14 protein-coding genes and 5 tRNA genes are annotated in these 17,321 nt (G+C 69.6%); 9 read left to right on the top strand and 10 right to left on the bottom strand.

What is annotated here, in order from left to right:
• On the top strand, nucleotides 1-806 hold an 806-nt coding region (gene xseA / locus ABB34_RS12580; RefSeq protein WP_083490192.1), incomplete at its 5' end, for an exodeoxyribonuclease VII large subunit.
• 118 nt (nucleotides 807-924) lie between these two features.
• On the opposite strand, the gene ABB34_RS12575 is transcribed toward xseA, so the two are convergent.
• Nucleotides 925-1,824 (bottom strand): M48 family metallopeptidase, encoded by a 900-nt coding sequence (locus ABB34_RS12575; protein WP_057641673.1) that lies wholly within the window; start codon nucleotides 1,822-1,824, stop codon nucleotides 925-927.
• A gap of 48 nt (nucleotides 1,825-1,872) precedes the next feature.
• Nucleotides 1,873-3,720, bottom strand: a complete 1,848-nt coding sequence (locus ABB34_RS12570) for a formylglycine-generating enzyme family protein (protein WP_425478983.1) — start codon at nucleotides 3,718-3,720, stop codon at nucleotides 1,873-1,875.
• Nucleotides 3,721-3,830: 110 nt separating this feature from the next.
• On the opposite strand from ABB34_RS12570, the gene rnd reads away from it, so the two are divergent.
• The 8 genes from rnd to dxs all read left to right on the top strand — a co-directional run bounded on the left by rnd (nucleotide 3,831) and on the right by dxs (nucleotide 11,237).
• Nucleotides 3,831-4,925, top strand: coding sequence for a ribonuclease D (gene rnd, locus ABB34_RS12565; protein WP_057641672.1), 1,095 nt, complete (start codon nucleotides 3,831-3,833; stop codon nucleotides 4,923-4,925).
• A gap of 16 nt (nucleotides 4,926-4,941) precedes the next feature.
• Nucleotides 4,942-5,017, top strand: a tRNA-Ala gene (locus tag ABB34_RS12560).
• Between the two features lie 146 nt (nucleotides 5,018-5,163).
• Nucleotides 5,164-5,239: transfer RNA gene (locus tag ABB34_RS12555), tRNA-Phe, on the top strand.
• 135 nt (nucleotides 5,240-5,374) lie between these two features.
• Complete coding sequence (locus tag ABB34_RS12550; RefSeq protein WP_057641671.1) at nucleotides 5,375-5,911, top strand: lipocalin family protein; 537 nt, start codon at nucleotides 5,375-5,377, stop codon at nucleotides 5,909-5,911.
• 199 nt (nucleotides 5,912-6,110) lie between these two features.
• On the top strand, nucleotides 6,111-6,587 hold the full coding sequence (locus ABB34_RS12545) for an LEA/WHy family protein (RefSeq protein WP_057641670.1): 477 nt from the start codon (nucleotides 6,111-6,113) through the stop codon (nucleotides 6,585-6,587).
• Between the two features lie 27 nt (nucleotides 6,588-6,614).
• The gene (locus ABB34_RS12540) at nucleotides 6,615-8,405 is read left to right on the top strand and encodes an acyl-CoA dehydrogenase C-terminal domain-containing protein (protein ID WP_057641669.1); all 1,791 of its coding nucleotides are present in this window, start codon (nucleotides 6,615-6,617) and stop codon (nucleotides 8,403-8,405) included.
• 80 nt (nucleotides 8,406-8,485) lie between these two features.
• Nucleotides 8,486-9,148, top strand: a complete 663-nt coding sequence (locus tag ABB34_RS12535) for an HNH endonuclease (RefSeq protein WP_057641668.1) — start codon at nucleotides 8,486-8,488, stop codon at nucleotides 9,146-9,148.
• Between the two features lie 178 nt (nucleotides 9,149-9,326).
• Entirely contained in the window at nucleotides 9,327-11,237 is a 1,911-nt protein-coding gene (dxs, locus tag ABB34_RS12530; protein WP_057641667.1) for a 1-deoxy-D-xylulose-5-phosphate synthase, read from the top strand.
• Nucleotides 11,238-11,367: 130 nt separating this feature from the next.
• Here dxs and ABB34_RS12525 read toward each other — a convergent pair.
• The 8 genes from ABB34_RS12525 to kdsB form a co-directional block, all read right to left on the bottom strand.
• Nucleotides 11,368-11,441, bottom strand: a tRNA-Cys gene (locus tag ABB34_RS12525).
• Nucleotides 11,442-11,589: 148 nt separating this feature from the next.
• Nucleotides 11,590-11,665, bottom strand: a tRNA-Gly gene (locus tag ABB34_RS12520).
• A gap of 101 nt (nucleotides 11,666-11,766) precedes the next feature.
• A tRNA-Gly gene (locus ABB34_RS12515) sits at nucleotides 11,767-11,842 on the bottom strand.
• A gap of 50 nt (nucleotides 11,843-11,892) precedes the next feature.
• Nucleotides 11,893-12,507 (bottom strand): CDP-diacylglycerol--glycerol-3-phosphate 3-phosphatidyltransferase, encoded by a 615-nt coding sequence (pgsA, locus tag ABB34_RS12510; RefSeq protein ID WP_057641666.1) that lies wholly within the window; start codon nucleotides 12,505-12,507, stop codon nucleotides 11,893-11,895.
• A gap of 4 nt (nucleotides 12,508-12,511) precedes the next feature.
• Nucleotides 12,512-14,440, bottom strand: a complete 1,929-nt coding sequence (gene uvrC, locus ABB34_RS12505; protein WP_057641665.1) for an excinuclease ABC subunit UvrC — start codon at nucleotides 14,438-14,440, stop codon at nucleotides 12,512-12,514.
• A complete protein-coding gene (locus ABB34_RS12500; protein WP_057641664.1) occupies nucleotides 14,437-15,852 on the bottom strand; it encodes a hypothetical protein in 1,416 nt (471 codons plus the stop codon). The genes uvrC and ABB34_RS12500 overlap by 4 nt, the downstream gene beginning before the upstream one ends.
• Nucleotides 15,849-16,337, bottom strand: a complete 489-nt coding sequence (locus ABB34_RS12495; RefSeq protein ID WP_057641663.1) for a low molecular weight protein-tyrosine-phosphatase — start codon at nucleotides 16,335-16,337, stop codon at nucleotides 15,849-15,851. The genes ABB34_RS12500 and ABB34_RS12495 overlap by 4 nt, the downstream gene beginning before the upstream one ends.
• Nucleotides 16,334-17,107, bottom strand: coding sequence for a 3-deoxy-manno-octulosonate cytidylyltransferase (gene kdsB / locus ABB34_RS12490; protein WP_057641662.1), 774 nt, complete (start codon nucleotides 17,105-17,107; stop codon nucleotides 16,334-16,336). The genes ABB34_RS12495 and kdsB overlap by 4 nt, the downstream gene beginning before the upstream one ends.
• Nucleotides 17,108-17,321: the final 214 nt, after the last annotated feature.

Below are 17,321 nucleotides of genomic sequence, written 5' to 3'. Positions count from 1 at the left end.
CCGCCGCCGCGCAGATCACCGCGCTGCTGCGCCGCGCCGACGCCAGCGGCCGCTACGACGCGATCCTGCTCACCCGCGGCGGCGGCTCGCTGGAAGACCTGTGGGCGTTCAACGACGAACAGCTGGCGCGCGCCATCGCCGCCTGCGCCACCCCGGTGGTGTCGGCGGTCGGCCACGAGACCGATTTCAGCCTGTCCGACTTCGCTGCCGACCTGCGCGCACCAACGCCTTCGGTGGCCGCCGAGCTGCTGGTGCCGGACCGGCGCGACCTCGGCGCGCGCCTGCGCCACCTGCAGCACCGCCTCGCGCAACGGCAGGCGCACGTACTGAACCAGGCGATGCAGCGCGCCGACCGCGCCGCACTGCGCCTGCAGGCGGGCAGCCCGCAGGCGCGGCTGGCGCTGCTGCGGCAACGCCAGCAGGCCGCGCTCGCGCGCCTGCATGCCTGCTGGCAACGGCAGCTGCAACAGCGGCACGCGCGGCTGGCGCATGGCAACGCGGTGCTGCGCGCGACCCGGCCCGGCCGCCGCCTCGCCCTGCTCGCCGAACGGCTGTCGATGCTGGCCCCGCGCACGCAGGCGGCGATGGCGCGGCAACTGCAACGCGACGCCCTGCGCCTGCGCGGCATCGCCCGTTCGCTGGAAGCGGTGAGCCCACTGGCCACGGTGGCGCGCGGCTACTCGATCCTCACCCGTGCCGATGACGGCGCGCTGGTGCGTTCGACCACGCAGGTCCAGGCCGGCGATACATTGCATGCACGCGTGGGCGACGGCACGGTGGACGTGCAGGTCATCGACCCCTCGTAGATGCGGGGCTTGCCCCGCATGAAGCTTTAAGCTTTCCCGGCAATGCCTCGTGCCGGGCAAGCCCGGCACCTACGAGACGCATGGCCATTTGCGCGGGAGCTTGCCCCGCATCCACGCATCAATTCGCCTGCGCCGTCTCGCAGAACCGCTGCCGGTATTCCATCGCCTTGGGCATCAGCGCCTGCAGGTTCTGGATGCGGGTGCCGGGATTGGGGTGGGTGGAGGCGAACTCCGGCGGCGCCTGCCCGCCGCTGGCCGCGCCCATGCGCTCCCACAGCGGCACCGCTTCCTGCGGGTCGAAACAGGCTGCCGCGGCCAGCATCAGCCCCACTTCGTCGGCCTGCGTTTCGTGGGTGCGCGCATAGGGCAGCAGGTAGCCGTAGCCGAAGGCGGACATCAGCATCTGTTGCTGCTGCGCGTCCATGCCGCCGGCGGCACCGGCCATCTGACCGATCTCGGTCAGCTTCTGCTGCGCCATGCGCTGCGCGCCGTGGCGCAGCAGCGCGTGGGCGATCTCGTGGCCCATCACCACCGCCATCGCATCGGCGTTCTTCGCCACCGGCACCAGCCCGGTGTAGACGGCCATCTTGCCGCCGGGCAGGCAGAACGCATTGGCCTGGTCCGATTGCAGCACGTTCACTTCCCAGTCGAAGCCCTGCGAGAAACGGTTGGGTGCCTGCCCGTGCTCGGCCGCCAGCGCCGCCTCCACCGGCTCGACCTTGGCGATCAGCCGCTGCGCGATCCCGCGGATCTGCCGCGCCACCTGCGAGCTGGGATCGACCGGCCGCTCCTGCGACAGGATCTGCTGGTAGGCCTGCAGGCCCAGCGCCTTCTCGCTCTCGGCGTCGAGCGACGCGTCGATCAGCACCTTTTCGCCGGTATACGGGTCCACCGTGCGGTTGCTGAAGTAGTAGCAGCCGCCGTAGATGGCGAAGCCGAGCAGGACGATCCAGCGCAGGCCGCCGACGCCACGGCGGCGGCGCGGGTCGCGCGGGTTGCCAACAGGGTCCTGTCGCATCGGGAATCTCCATCGCCGGGTCTGCCACGGCGATGGTAGCGCGCCGCGTCAGATGCCGCGCACCAGCCGGAAGCCGATGCGCGCGCTGGTCATGTCCGAGTCCTGCGACAGCCGCCATGCCGCGCGGGTCTGCTCCGGCGCGTTGGCCCAGTTGCCGCCGCGCACCACGCGCTGCCGGCAGCCGGGGTTGTACCAGGCCGCGCCATCGGCCGGCGCGCGCCGGTAGCTGGCGTGCCAGCAATCGGCCACCCATTCGCTGAGGTTGCCGGCCATGTCGTGCAGGCCCCAGGCATTGGCGCGGAAGCGGCCGACCGGCGCCGCGCCCCAGTAGCCGTCGCCATAGCCGACGAAGGCATTCTTCCAGTGGCGGCCGCTGGGCGAGACGTCCTCGCCGCCGGTGAAATTGCCGCTGCCCTCCGGCGGCACCCCGGCGTTCCCCCACGGGTAGCGCCCGGTGCTGCCGGCGCGCAGGGCGTATTCGAACTCCGCCTCGCTCGGCAGCCGGTAATAGCGCCCGGTCTGCTCGGACAGCCATGCCGCATAGGCCTCGGCATCGCGCACGCTGACGTGCATCACCGGATCGTCCGGCGCGGCCCTGGCACCGTTGTAGCCGGACCGCCAATCCACGCCGCTGCGGCGGATGAAGTTGCCGCTGCGCTCGTCGTAGACCACCGAATGCCCGCGCCGGACAGCGCGCGGGCGGGCATTGGCCGCGGCCACGAAACGGCCGAACTCGGCCACGGTGACCTCGGTGATCGACATGGCGAAGCCGCGCTCGAAGCGCACGTAATGCTGCGGCCGCTCGGCATCGACCGCCCCCGGTTCGCCATTGGTCGCGCCCATCTGGAAGCCGCCATGCGGGACCACGATCATCTGCGGCCCGCGTCCGCCATCGAGCAGGGCGTCGGTGAACACCTGCCCGGGGCGGAAACTGCCGTAATGCGCGGCCAGTTCGATGCGCTGCCGCAGCACCGCCACCGCCTCGTCGCCGGGCCGGGCGATGCGCAGCGCCCGCTCCAGCTTCTCGCGCGCGTCCTTGAGGCCCTTGGGTGAGGTGAGGTCGCGCAGGCCGCCGTCGCGCAACGCAGCCAGTTGCGCCATGCGCATGGCTTCGATGCGCAAGCGTGCATCGGCCACGGTCGGGGCGTCATCACGGATCTTCGCGGCACGGTCGAGCAAACGCAGCGCGGCATCGAAATCGGCCAGCGTGGCCGCCTCCTCGGCGGCGCGCAGCAGGCCGCTTTCCACCGCCGCCACTCCTTGCCGCGCGCGGCTGTTGCCCGGGTCCAGCGCCAGCACCTCGGTGAACGCGGCCAGCGCGCCGCCTTCCTCGTCGAACCGCCCCTTGCGCAATGCATCCTCGCCGGCCCGGTTCAGCGCCAGCAACCGGCGCGCCACCTGCACGCGCTGCTGCAATTCCAGCTCGGGCTTGCCTTCCGGCGCCAGGTACACCGCCACCGCCATCCGTTCGGCCGCATCGGCCAGCGCCCTGCGCTGGTCCTCGGGTTGCTCCAGCAGGCCGCGGGCCGAGGCCAGCAGTTGCGCCCTCGCCTTGCGCAACCCGCGCGTGGCCTCGCGGTTGTCCGGCTGCAGCGCCAGCACCGCCAGGTAAAGCGGAATTGCATCGTCCGCCTCGTGGTACAGCCGCCCTTCCGCCAGTGCAGCCGCCGCCTTGCGCAGTGCCCCGCGCACTTCGTCGGCCTGCAGCTCCACCGTCAACGGCACCCACGGCGGCGGCGCATCCGGCAGGACCATCGGCAGCGCGCCGGCCGCCGGTCGCGCCGCTTCGCCCGCCGCGGCATGGTCGATGGCTTCGGGTACCACCGCGGAAACCTCCGGCGCCTGGCGCCCGCACGCGGCACAGGCCAGCACGGCGCACAGCGCCATGCGGACCATCCTGCCGGTTGTGCGCAAACTTCCTTCCATACGGTTCCCGCGCTCGGGGGCGCTGCGACGTTAGGCTATTCTCGCCTGCCCGGGCAAACCCTGCCGTCGACGGAATACACGTGGCTCACTGGATCAAACACCCATCCGAACTGGAAGCGCGCCATCAACAGCGCCCCGCGCGCATCGGACTGGATACCGAATTCATCCGCGAACGCACCTACTGGCCGCAGCTGGCGCTGGTGCAGATGGCGGTGAACGACGAAATCCTGCTGATCGACCCCTTGATCCCCGGCATGACCGACGCCCTGCGCCCGTGGCTGGAAGACACCGCCATCCTCAAGGTCATGCACAGCGCCAGCGAGGACCTGGTGGCGTTCAAGTGCGCCTGCGGCGCGCTGCCGCGGCCGCTGTTCGACACCCAGATCGGCGCCGCGCTGGCAGGCATCGGCGGCGGCATGGGTTACCAGAAGCTGGTCGCCGAGATCACCGGCACCACCCTGCCCAAGGGCGAGACACGCTCGGACTGGATGCGCCGCCCGCTGTCGCCGGCGCAGCTCGAATATGCCGCGGACGACGTCGAATACCTGTTCGCCCTGCACGATGCCATCGACCGGCGCCTGCACGAACTCGGCAGGCAGGCATGGATGCAGGACGATGCACAACGCCTGCTGGCCGGCGTCGACAACGACGAAGGCGAGCGTTGGCCGCACCTGTCCATGCGCGCGGCGCAGTTCCTCGATACCGACGCGCAACGCCGCCTGCTGCGGCTGCTGCGCTGGCGCGACCAGCAGGCCCGGCAGAGCGACAAGCCTCGCAGCTGGATCCTCGACAACGAACTGGCCGCCACCCTGGCGCGCACGCCGCCGACCGACCACGACGCCCTGCTGCGCCTGTTCGAGCGTTTCCCCAAGGCCCCGCGCAAGCTCTCGCAGGCGGTATGGCAGACCCTTCAAACCCCGCTGCCCGACGAGGACCAGGCGCCGCAACCGCTGCCCGCCACCGATACCAACAAGGCCGCGCTCAAGCGCCTGCAGGATGCCGTGGCCAGGCACGGCAGCGAACTCGGCCTGCCCGACGGCCTGCTCGCCTCGCGCAAGCACCTGGAAGCCCTGCTGCAGAACGGCGACTGGCCCGCGCCACTGGCCGGCTGGCGCAGGCAGCAACTTGAACCGCTGCTGCGCCCCCTCTTGGCGAAACCGGAAAGCACGCGCTAGAATTTGCGGGCCGCACGGGGCCATAGCTCAGCTGGGAGAGCGCGTCGTTCGCAATGACGAGGTCGGGAGTTCGATCCTCCCTGGCTCCACCATCTCCAGACGGAAACGCCGCATCGAAAGATGCGGCGTTTTTGTTTGCGCGACGGCCGGGAAATTTCTTCGGTTTTTCCCTTGCCGAATCTGGAAGACCTCCGTATCATGCGCGTCCTCGCTGGCGGCAACGCCGCGAAAACAAAGTGGCTCGGTAGCTCAGTTGGTAGAGCAGGGGATTGAAAATCCCCGTGTCGGCGGTTCGATTCCGTCCCGAGCCACCACAAGATTCAAGGGCTTGCAGAAATGCAGGCCCTTTTTGTTTGCCCGCCTCCTCGCCCGGCGCGATATCGAACGAAAGCTTCACACCGCCGTGGGCGGCTTTGCTTAGCCTGCCGGACAATCACGGAGGCCAGACCATGCATGTCCATCGCCTGCTCCTGTCGTTGTCGCTGCTGTGCTCCACCGCCGCCTGGGCGGCACCGCCGCTGCAGTCGGTGGAACCGCTCGATCTGGACCGCTATGCCGGCCAGTGGCACGAGATCGCCCACCTGCCCACGCCCTTCCAGAAGAAATGCGTGGCCGACATCACCGCCAGCTACGGCCTGCGTGCCGATGGCCGCATCAGCGTGCTCAACCGCTGCCGCACGGACAGCGGCAAGCTGATCGAAGCCGAGGGCGTCGCCCGCGCCGTGGACGGGCATTCCGGACGCCTGCAGGTCCGCTTCGCGCCGGACTGGCTGTCCTGGCTGCCGTGGGTATGGGCCGACTACTGGGTGATCGCGCTGGACCCGGACTACCACTGGGCGATGATCGGCGAGCCGGACCGCAAGTACCTGTGGATCCTGTCGCGCTCGCCGTCGATGGACGACGCCCTGTTCGAGTCGCTCAAGCGGCAGGCGGCCGACATGGGCTACGACCTGGCGCCGCTGAGGGTGATGGCACCAGTCGAGTGACGGCCCGGCGGTACTGGCATCGAGCGCGACTACCGCCCTCCAGCGCTGTACCCGCAGCGCGGGTCCGCCACGGGTGGATCATGTCTGGATGCCCGGGCGGGAAAATCCCGCTCCTGCGGCCGCCGGCGGCCCGGGCCACGTTCGCCATACGGCGTAGTATCCTTTGGCCGATCCCCTCCGGACCCGAGGACCGAGCAGCATGCGCTTCCGCCTACAGTACGTCCTGACCACGTTTCTCGCACTCGCGCTCGCCGCGTGTGGCGGCGGCATGGTGAAGCGGGTTTCCGAACCGGCCGCCGGCATCCAGCAGCTCACCGTCGGCAACGACGGCAACTGGGAAGTGGAACTGCGCCTGCGCAACTACAGCTCGATGCCGATGCGCTTCGACGACATCGCGCTGCGGATGAAGGTGGGCGATGAAGCCGCCGGCACCTTGAGCGCCGCGCCCGGGTTGTCGATCGGCCCGGAGTCGGCCGACGTGGTCACCCTGCGCCTGCAACCGAGTTCGCCGGCCCGCATCGTCATGGCCGATGCACTGGCCGGCGGCCGCTCGCTGTTCTACGAACTGGAGGGCACGGTCAAGGCCACGCCCGAGGAAAAGAAGCAACGCAGCTTCGAAGTGAAATCCCGCAACAACCTCAACCAGGCGCCCGGCCTGCCCGGCGTGCTGCGCTGACCCATCCGTTTTGCCCGAGATGACACGATGAGCAACTACACCGCCCCCCTCACCGACCTCCGCTTCGCCCTGCATGACGTGCTCAAGGCCGAATCCCTGTTCGCCGCGATGGGCCTTGAGGACGCCAATGCCGAATTGATCGACGCCGTGCTGGAAGAAGCCGGCCGCTTCAGTGGCAGCGTGTTGGCGCCGCTGAACGCCACCGGCGACGAGCATGGCTGCAAGCTCGACAAGGCCACCGGCGAAGTCACCACCGCGCCGGGCTTCAAGGAAGCCTATGCGCAGTTCGTCGAAGGTGGCTGGACCGGCCTGACCGCCGCACCGGAGTTCGGCGGCCAGGGCATGCCGGAGACGCTGGGCATGGCGCTGAGCGAGATGGTGTCGGCCGCCAACCTGTCGTGGAGCCTGTTCCCGATGCTGTCGCACGGCGCGGTCGAGGCGCTCAAGCACTACGGCGAGGACTGGCAGAAGGACGCCTTCCTCAAGCCGCTGGTGGCCGGCAACTGGACCGGCACCATGTGCCTGACCGAGCCGCACGCCGGCACCGACCTGGGCCTGCTCAAGACCCGCGCCGAGCCGAACGACGACGGCAGCTATTCGATCACCGGCACCAAGATCTTCATCACCGCCGGCGAGCACGACCTCAGCGAGAACATCGTCCACCTCGTGCTGGCCAAACTGCCCGACGCGCCTCCCGGCCCGAAGGGCATCTCGCTGTTCGTCACCCCGAAGTACAAGGTGGACCGCAGCGGCAACCTCGGCGAGCGCAATGCCCTGCGTTGCGGCGCGCTGGAACACAAGATGGGCATCCACGGCTCGTCCACCTGCGTGATGAACTTCGACGGCGCCCAGGGCTACCTCGTCGGCCAGCCGCACAAGGGTTTGCAGGCAATGTTCGTGATGATGAACTCCGCGCGCCTGGGCGTGGGCGTGCAGGGCCTGTCGCAGTCCGAGCGCGCCTGGCAGGGCGCGCTGGCCTATGCCCGCGAACGCCTGCAGTCGCGCGCGCCCAAGGGCGCGCTGCTGGCGGACAAGCCGGCCGACCCGATCATCGCCCAGCCCGACGTGCGCCGCATGCTGCTGACGATCAAGGCGCTGACCGAAGGTGGCCGCCTGCTCGCCACCCACGCCTACACCCAGCTCGACGCCGCCCAGCACGCCGGCGACGCGAAGGTGCGCGCCGACGCCGACACGCTGGTCAGCTTCCTCACCCCCATCGTCAAGGCCTGCCTGACCGAGTGGAGCATCGAGGCCACCTACAACGCGCAGCAGTGCTTCGGCGGCCACGGCTACATCGCCGAGCACGGCATGGAGCAGCTGGCGCGCGATGCGCGCATCACCACCCTGTACGAAGGCACCACCGGCATCCAGGCGCTGGACCTGATCGGCCGCAAGACCGCCGTCTCGCAGGGCGCCGGCCTGAAGCTGTTCCTGGCCGAAGTGGAGCAGTTCATCGCCGCCAACGCCGGCAACCCGGCCGTGGCCGAATTCCTGCCGGTGCTGGGCGCCAAGGCGCAGGAATGGGGCAAGCTGACCATCGACGTGCTGCAGCGCGCGGCGGTGAACCCGGAAGAACTGGGCGCGGCCAGCTGGGACTACCTGTTCTACAGCGGCTACGTCGCACTGGCCTATTGGTGGGCGCGCAGCGTCGCCGCCGCACAGGCCTCGGCGCATCCGGAAGGCTTCAAGCAGGCCAAGCTGGAAACCGCGCGTTTCTACTACGCCCGCATCCTGCCGCGCACCCTCGCCCATGCCGCCAGCATGCAGAGCGGCGCCGAGCCGCTGATGGCGATGGACGCCACCCGCTTCGGCGCGTGATCCCCCCGTAGGAGCGCACCTTGGTGCGCTCCTACGGAATTACACAAACCGTCACACATCGGGTATAAGCTGTTCTCCCGATGGAGACAGACACTACCCCGCGTGGTCTGATCGATACCGGAGCCGTCCTCCCCGCTCCGGAAACCGGGTTTTCGCCCCCTCCCCTGCACCGCCTCGGTTCCGTGCGACTGCTGTCGCTGGACGCGCATGGCCGCGTGCTCGACTGGATCAACTGGCAGGAGGCGACCTGCCTCTACGCCCGCGGCGCGGTGGCATGGACGCTCGGCGATCCCTGCCTGCACGTGCATGGCGCCACCAGCCGGCGCACCGGCCTGCGCAGCGGGCTGGACCTGCACCCGATCATCGCCACCCGCGGCCACGCCCGCTCGCGCGCCATCGACCCCACGCCCAACCTGACCAACACCGCGCTGTTCGCCCGCGACGCGCAGCTGTGCCTGTACTGCGGCCAGCAGTTCAGCCGCCCGCACCTGACCCGCGACCACGTCATGCCGCTGTCCAAGGGCGGTCGCGACGTCTGGGAGAACGTGGTCAGCGCCTGCTTCCACTGCAACTCGCGCAAGGCCAACCGCACCCCGCAGCAAGCCAACATGCCGCTGCTGGCGGTGCCGTACCGGCCGAGCTGGATCGAGCACCTGATCCTGTCCAACCGCAACATCCTGGCCGACCAGATGGCCTTCCTGAAGGCGCAGTTGCCCAAGAGCGCGTTGCGCCGCGGCACCTGACGCCCTGCCACGCCCGTGCAGGAGCGATGTGAGTCGCGACCGGGCCTTCCCCGATAAAACTCCGGTCGCGACTCACGCCGCTCATACGGGCATGGGCCGAGACTGCCCGTACCGGCGCTTTGCTTGCCCCACCCCGGAATGGGGGCGAAAATGGCGCCTTGCTTGAAGCACGAAGAAAATGATCGACTCCGCCCGTTATCCGCGCCTTTCGCGCATCCAGACCCCGCACGACCTGCGCACGTTCGACGAAGCCGAGCTGCCCGCGGTCGCCGGCGAGCTGCGCGACTACCTGATCGAATCGGTGGGCAAGAGCGGCGGCCACTTCGCCGCCGGGCTGGGCGTGATCGAACTCACCACCGCCCTGCACTACCTCTACGACACCCCGGTCGACCAGCTGGTGTGGGACGTGGGCCACCAGACCTACCCGCACAAGATCCTCACCGGCCGCCGCGACAGCATCCACACGGTCAAGCAGAAGGACGGCGTGGCGCCGTTCCCAAAGCGCGAGGAGAGCGAGTACGACACCTTCGGCGTCGGCCATTCCTCCACCTCCATTTCCGCCGCGCTGGGCATGGCCATCGCCCGCCAGCGCCAAGGCGACGGGCGCAAGATGGTGGCGGTGATCGGCGACGGCGCGATGACCGCCGGCATGGCCTTCGAGGCGCTGGCGCACGCCGGCGGCATGGACGAGGAGCCGGACCTGCTGGTCATCCTCAACGACAACAACATGTCCATCTCCGAGGCGGTGGGCGGGCTGACCAAGATGCTCGGCCGCGCCACCGCCAGCCGCACCCTCAACGCCCTGCGCGAGGGCGGCAAGAAGATCCTCGGCGACAAGCGCAGCAGCCCGCCGGCGCGCTTCGTCAAGCGCTGGGAGGAACAGTGGAAGGGCATGTTCGTGCCGTCCACCGCGTTCGAGCAGATGGGCTTCCACTACACCGGCCCGATCGACGGCCACGACCTGCCGCTACTGCTGTCCACCCTCAAGACCCTCAAGGGCAAGAAGGGGCTGCACCTGCTGCACGTGATGACCACCAAGGGCAAGGGCTACGAACCGGCCGAGGGCGACCAGATCGGCTACCACGCCGTCGGCCCGTTCGACCCGAGCAAGGGCCTGCCGGCCAAGGGCGCGCCGAAGAAGCCCACCTACACCGACGTGTTCGGCGACTGGCTGTGCGACGCCGCCGCCGCCGAACCGCAGCTGATGGGCATCACCCCGGCGATGCGCGAGGGCTCCGGGCTGGTGCGCTTCAGCAAGGAATACCCCGAGCGCTACTTCGACGTGGCCATCGCCGAGCAGCACGCGGTGACGCTGGCCGCGGGCATGGCCACGCAGGGCGCCAAACCCGTCGTGGCGATCTACTCCACTTTCCTGCAGCGCGCCTACGACCAACTGGTGCACGACGTCGCCATCCAGGACCTGGACGTGCTGTTCGCCATCGACCGCGCCGGCGTGGTCGGCCCGGACGGCGCCACCCACGCCGGCAACCTCGACCTGAGCTTCCTGCGCTGCGTGCCGAACATGCTGGTGATGGCCCCGGCCGACGAAGCCGAATGCCGGCAGATGCTCAGCACCGGCCTGCGCTACAGCGGCCCGGCGGCGGTGCGCTACCCGCGCGGCACCGGCCCCGGCGTCGCCGCCGGCAACGACCTGTCCACGCTGGAAATCGGCAAGGCGCAGCTGCGCGTGCAGGGCCACCGCATCGCCCTGCTCGCCTTCGGCGCGACCGTCGCCGCCGCAGAACAGGTGGGGCGCGAACTCGGGCTCAGCGTGGTCAACATGCGCTTCGTCAAGCCGCTGGACAAGGCGCTGCTGCTGGAACTGGCGCGCAGCCACGACGCCTTCGTCACCATCGAGGACAACGTGGTCGCCGGTGGCGCCGGCTCGGGCGTGGCCGAACTGCTTGGTGCCGAGGCCATCGTGATGCCGGTGCTGCACCTGGGCCTGCCCGACAGCTTCCAGCACCACGCCAGCCGCGAGGACCTGCTGGCCGAGGCCGGCATCGACGCCAGCGGCATCCGCGCCGCCATCCTCAAGCGCTGGCCGGACGTCCACGGCAGCAACGCCCCGTTGAGCGCAACGGGCTGAATCCCGGCTTCCTGCGGCACCCCGGACCCGCGCCGACCACAGCCGGCGCGGGTTTTCTTCATGCCGTAGGCAGATATCCCTTCACCGGACGACAGGCAAAGAAAAAGCCCTGAAGAATCAGGGCTTTGAATGGAGGCCTGGGTCGGAATCGAACCGGCGTACGCGGATTTGCAATCCGCTGCATAACCACTCTGCTACCAGGCCATCAACTGTTTCCATCAGGGCGACGAGTGTATCGCCCTGATATGAAAAAACGGCAGGACCGCCGTTTTTCACGGCGAAGCCGCCCGAAGGGTGGTCCCCAGGGATGGGGGCCATGAAAAAACCCCGCTGCCGGGGTTCTTTCGGAATTTGGAGCGGGAAACGAGACTCGAACTCGCGACCTCAACCTTGGCAAGGTTGCGCTCTACCAACTGAGCTATTCCCGCTTGGGAGCCGCGCATTCTACAGGTCAACCGAACAATGCGCCAGCGTTTGCAACGATTCCCTTCGGACCAGGCTGCGGATCGACCGCGGCATCGTTCGACATTGGAGCGGGAAACGAGACTCGAACTCGCGACCTCAACCTTGGCAAGGTTGCGCTCTACCAACTGAGCTATTCCCGCTTGGGAGGCGAAATTCTACATGCAATCGCCTACCTGTCAACACGCCGTTTTCACTTTTTCCGCGACTGCGCGCGCGCCGCGATCTCGTCCTCGCGCAGGCTCGGCCAGGCCGCGTGCAGGTACTGCACGCCCGACACCAGGGTCAGCACCGCGGCGATCGCCAGCATCCAGTCGCCGACGTGGAAAATCGGCCCGCCCATCCAGATCTCGACCACCGAGGTGTTGGGCGAAACCGAATACAGCAGGCACAGCAGCGCGACCATCTGCGCGGTGGTCTTGACCTTGCCGATCATCGCCACCCGTACCTTGGCGCGCTGGCCGATCTCGGCCATCCACTCGCGCAGCGCCGACACCGCGATCTCGCGGCCGACGATCACCGCCGCCCAGAACGCCATCCACGGCGTCGGGTGGCCCTGCACGATCAGGAACAACGCCACCGCCACCATCAGCTTGTCGGCCACCGGGTCGAGGAAGGCGCCGAATGCCGAGTGCAGTTCGTAGCGGCGCGCCACCCAGCCGTCGAGCCAGTCGGTGATCGCGGCCAGGCCGAAGATCGCCGCGGCGGCGAAGTTCGTCCACTTGTAGGGGAGATAGAACACCAGCACCAGCACCGGGATCATCACGATCCGCAGCAGGGTCAGCCAGGTGGGGATGGTCAACTTCATTGCGTTACTGCTCCGCCGTCGGATCGGGTACCGACAGTCCATGAAGGTTAGCGTAGATGCGCGCGGCCAGCGCCGCATTGATGCCTTCCACGCGCGCGATCTCGGCCTCGCCGGCGGCCTTGAGCCCAGCCATGCCGCCGAAATGCTTGAGCAGGCTGGCGCGGCGCTTCGGGCCGATGCCCTCGATGTCTTCCAGCTTGCTGGTCATGCGCGCCTTCTGCCGGCGCCCGCGGTGGCCGGTGATGGCGAAGCGGTGCGCCTCGTCGCGCACCTGCTGGATGAACTGCAGCGCCGGCGATGCCGCGCCCGGGCGCAGCTCGCGTCCGTCCGGCAGCACCAGCGCCTCGTGGCCGGCGCGGCGCTCCACGCCCTTGGCCACGCCGACCAGCAGTACGCCTTCGACGCCGAGGTCGGCCAGCGCGGCCTGCGCCTGCGCCAGCTGGCCGGCGCCGCCATCGATCAGCAGCACGTCCGGAAGTATTGGGAAATCGCCCATACGGCCCTCGTGCATGGCACGAGGGCGCTCGTCGGCGCGCGAGCCAGTGGCTCGCGAACGCGCCTCCTCGCCTTCCACCGCGCGGCGGAAGCGGCGGTCGATGGCCTGGTGCATGGCCGCGTAGTCGTCGCCCGGCTCGATGCCGCTGATGTTGTAGCGGCGGTACTGCGCGCGCACCGGGCCGGCGGCGTCGAACACCACGCACGAGGCCACCGTCGCCTCGCCCATCGTGTGGCTGATGTCGAAGCACTCCACGCGCTTGACCGGCTCGGCCAGCCCCAGCATTTCGCGCAGCGCCTCGCTGCGCGCGTGCTGCGCGCCGCGGCTGTCCAGTTCCGCGACCAGGGTGATCTGCGCATTGCGCGCGGCCAGCTCGACGTAGCCGGCGCGCTCGCCGCGCACGTTCCACTTCAGCGCGACCCTGCGCTCGGCCGCCGCGCCCAGCGCCGCCTCGATCATCTCCACCTCGGGGATTTCGCGGTCCAGCAGCACTTCCGGCGGCGGCGCGTGCTCGACGTAGTACTGCGAGACGAACGCGGCCAGCACTTCGGCGGCGCTGTCCTCGCCGTTGGTGCGCGGGAAGAACGCGCGGGTGCCGAGGTTGCGGCCATCGCGGAACGCCAGCAGCAGCACGCAGGCGCTGGCGCCCTGCATCGCGCAGGCCAGCACGTCGAGGTCGGCGGCGCGGCCGTCCACGTACTGCCGGTTCTGCATGCTGCGCAGCGAGGCGACGAGGTCGCGCAGGCGCGCGGCGCGCTCGAACTCCAGCGCGTCGCTGGCCTGCTGCATCGCCTGCAGCAGTTCGTCGGCCAGCTGGTCGCTCCTGCCTTCGAGGAACAAGGCCGCGCGCCGCACCGATTCGTCGTAATCGTCCTGCGCCACCAGCCCCACGCACGGCGCGCTGCAGCGGCCGATCTGGTATTGCAGGCACGGCCGCGAGCGGTTGCGGAACACGCTGTCCTCGCAGCTGCGCAGCTTGAACAGCTTGTGCATCAGGTTGAGCGTCTCGCGTACCGCGCCGACGCCCGGATACGGGCCGTAATAACTGCCCGGGATCGAGCGCGGACCGCGGTGCAGGGCGATGCGCGGCCATTGCTCGCGGGTCAGCAGCACCTGCGGGTAGGTCTTGTCGTCGCGCAGGGAGACGTTGTAGCGCGGGGCCAGCGACTTGATCAGCTGGTTTTCCAGCAGCAGCGCCTCGGCCTCGGTGCGGGTGACGGTCACGTCCATCCGCGCCACCTGCGCCAGCATCAGCATGATCCGCCGGGTCTTCGGCGAGCCGTTGAAATAGCTGCCGACGCGGTTGCGCAGCGCGCGCGCCTTGCCGACGTACAGCAGCGTGTCGTCGGCCGCGTACATGCGGTAGACGCCCGGCGCAGTGCTCAGCGCCGCCGCAAATGCCTTGCCATCGAAGCCGCTGGTTGCCTTGCCGCTCATTCCTCGATCGGCACGTTGCTCAATTCGCCGCTGACCGGATCGAAACGCAGGATGGCATGGGCATCGCTTTCGGCGATCCACACCGCGCCGGCGGCCACCGCCAGCGCCGCCGGGCCATGCAGGCGCCGCGGCAGGTTGACGGTGGTCAGGTCGCCGCCGCCCAGGCGCAGCGTGCGCAGGCAGCCGTTGCCGGCATCGGCGATCCACAGCAGCGGCGATTCGCTGCCCATCGCGATCGCCTGCGGGTATTGCAGGTGGGCCTGCGCGCGCGCGCCATCGGTACTGCCGAATTCCCACGGTCCCTGCCCGACCAGCGTCTGCACCACGTCGCCGCGCAGTTGCACCGAGCGGATCGCCGAACCCAGCGCGTCGCAGACATACAGTACCTGTTGCACCGCCACCAGCCCGCAGGGCTGCGCCAGCGCGGCGAGGTGGCCGCCGCCGTCGCGCACTTCCATCACCCCCGCGCCCACGCGCCAGCGCAGCGAACGCAGGCCGAGGTCGTAGCTCCAGACACGGTTGTCGCCGGCCATCGCGATGTACAGCTGGTTGTCGGCGATGGCGATGTCCTGCGGATGGTTCAGCGGGCTGTCCCACGGCTGCGCCAGCACCCCCGCCACCGGCTCGCCGGCGCGGCCGTTGCCGCACAGGGTCTCGACCTGTCCGCTGGGCAGGTGGATGCGCCGCAGCGCGTGGTTGCCGGTGTCGGCCACGTACAGCGTCTCGCGCTCCAGCACCATGCCGTGCGGGCGGTTGAACGCGGCTTCGCCGGCCGGGCCGTTGACCAGGTCGGCGCTGCCGACGCCGAACTGGCGCAGCACGCGGCCGGAATGGGTGCATTCGAGGATGCGGTGGTGGCCGGTATCGGCGACGTAGAGGCGGTCGGCGCTGGCCACCAGCCCGGCCGGGAAGCGCAGCGGCAGGCGCGGCTCCGGGCTGGTTTCGCGGTTGCCGCGCAGGTCTTCGTCCAGCGGCGGTGAAAGCCCTTCACACAGCGCGTTCAGGGCGCGCTCCAGGTCGCCGGCGGCACCCACCAGGCGCTCACGCTCCTGCCCCTGCGCATCGAGCAGCAGCAGCGTCGGCCATGCCTCGACGCCAAAGGCACGCCAGGCCTCCCACTGCGCATCCAGCAGGATCGGCGCGGTGATGCCGTGTCGGCGCAGCAGCTTCAGCGCCGGCTGCGGCTCGCGCTCGAAATCGAAGCGCGGCACCTGCATCACCAGCAATTGCAGCCGTCCGGGGTTGCGCGCCTGCCATTGCGCCACTTCGGCCAGCCGCTGCATGCACCAGACCGAGGCGCCGTTGACGAAGGCCAGTACCAGCGGGCGCCCGGCATGGTCCTGCAACGTGGTCGGCGCCGCGTTCAGCCAGATGCCGGACCGGGGGAGTTCCATCGTGCTCTGAGCATTCATGGGCCGATTATGCCGGACTCGACCGTATCCGCCAGACGTCGCACCGTGGCCTGCGCCGCGGCGTCCAGCAGGGCCCAGCTGTGCTCGAAATCGGCCTCGTCGCCGTACCAGGGATCGGGCACCTCGCTGGTGCCGGCAATGCCGGCCCACGGCAGCCACAGCACGGCCCGGTCATGGGCGTCCGGCGGCGCCAGTACCCGCGCGTCGTCCAGGTTGCGGGCATCCGCGCACAGGATGTAGTCGAAATGCCGGAAATCCTTGTGCTGCAACGGCCGCGCGCGCAGGCCGGCGATATCCACGCCGTGGCGGGCGGCGCAGGCGATGGCGCGCGGGTCCGGCGCCTGTCCGCGGTGCCAACCCGAGGTGCCGGCCGAATCCACCTCGACCCGCCCGGCCAGCGGCGACGCCGCCAGCCGCGCGCGCAGCGCGCCCTCGCCCATCGGCGAGCGGCAGATGTTGCCCAGGCAGATCACCAGCAGCTTCAAGCCGTGGCCCTCATCAGCGCGTCGGCGCGGGCCAGGTCTTCCGGCGTGTCTATACCCGGCGGGAACGACTCCGGCGACAGCGACACCGCGATGCGGAAGCCCGCCTCCAGCACGCGCAGCTGTTCCAGCGACTCGACCTGCTCCAGGGTGCCCGGCGGCATCGCCGCGAAACGCTGCAGGAACCCGGCGCGGTAGCCGTAGATGCCGATGTGGCGCAGCCATTGCCCCGGCGGCAGCGCGTCGCGCGACCGGGCGAAGGCGTCACGGTGCCACGGGATCGGCGCCCGGCTGAAATACAGCGCGTCACCCTGCGCATTGCGCACCAGCTTGACCACGTTGGGGTCGAACAGGGTCGGCGCATCCTCGACCGGCGTGGCCAGCGTCGCCATCGGCGCGCCGCTGCCGGCCAGCGTCGCCGCCACCGCGCGGATGCCGGCAGCCGGGGCGAACGGCTCGTCGCCCTGCAGGTTGACCACGATGTCCTGCTCGCCCCAGCCGGCCTGCCGCGCGCACTCGGCCAGCCGGTCGGTGCCGGAGGCATGGTCGGCGCGGGTCATCGCCACGCGCACGCCGTCGAATCCTTCCAGCGCGGCGGCGATGCGGGCATCGTCGGTCGCCACCCAGACCTCGCGCGCACCCGCCGCCAGCGCGCGCCGGGCCACGTGCACCACCATCGGCACGCCCGCCAACGCGGCCAGCGGCTTGCCGGGCAGCCGCGTTGAGGCGTAGCGCGCCGGGATTGCCACCACGAAATCGGGAACGTTGTTCATCTCAACTCCTCGCCCATCACGGGCCGAATTCGATAATCCCTCTCCCTCCGGGAGAGCAGTTGGGGAGAGGGTACGAGGCGAAGCCGCGCCGCAAGGAATTATCGGGAGCGCGATGATGAACGCGTCGCCACGCGCCCGGGCGGAAAACAATCAGGACACCGCTTTTTGAACAAAATGGTGCATGAAACTTCACTCGTACCCTCATCCGCCCCTT

This window comes from Stenotrophomonas daejeonensis, from assembly GCF_001431505.1.
In the GTDB taxonomy this organism is placed as follows: Bacteria; Pseudomonadota; Gammaproteobacteria; order Xanthomonadales; family Xanthomonadaceae; genus Stenotrophomonas; species Stenotrophomonas daejeonensis.
The sequence above is the reverse complement of the archived record's forward strand: the minus strand, read 5'-3'. Positions and strand labels throughout refer to the sequence as shown.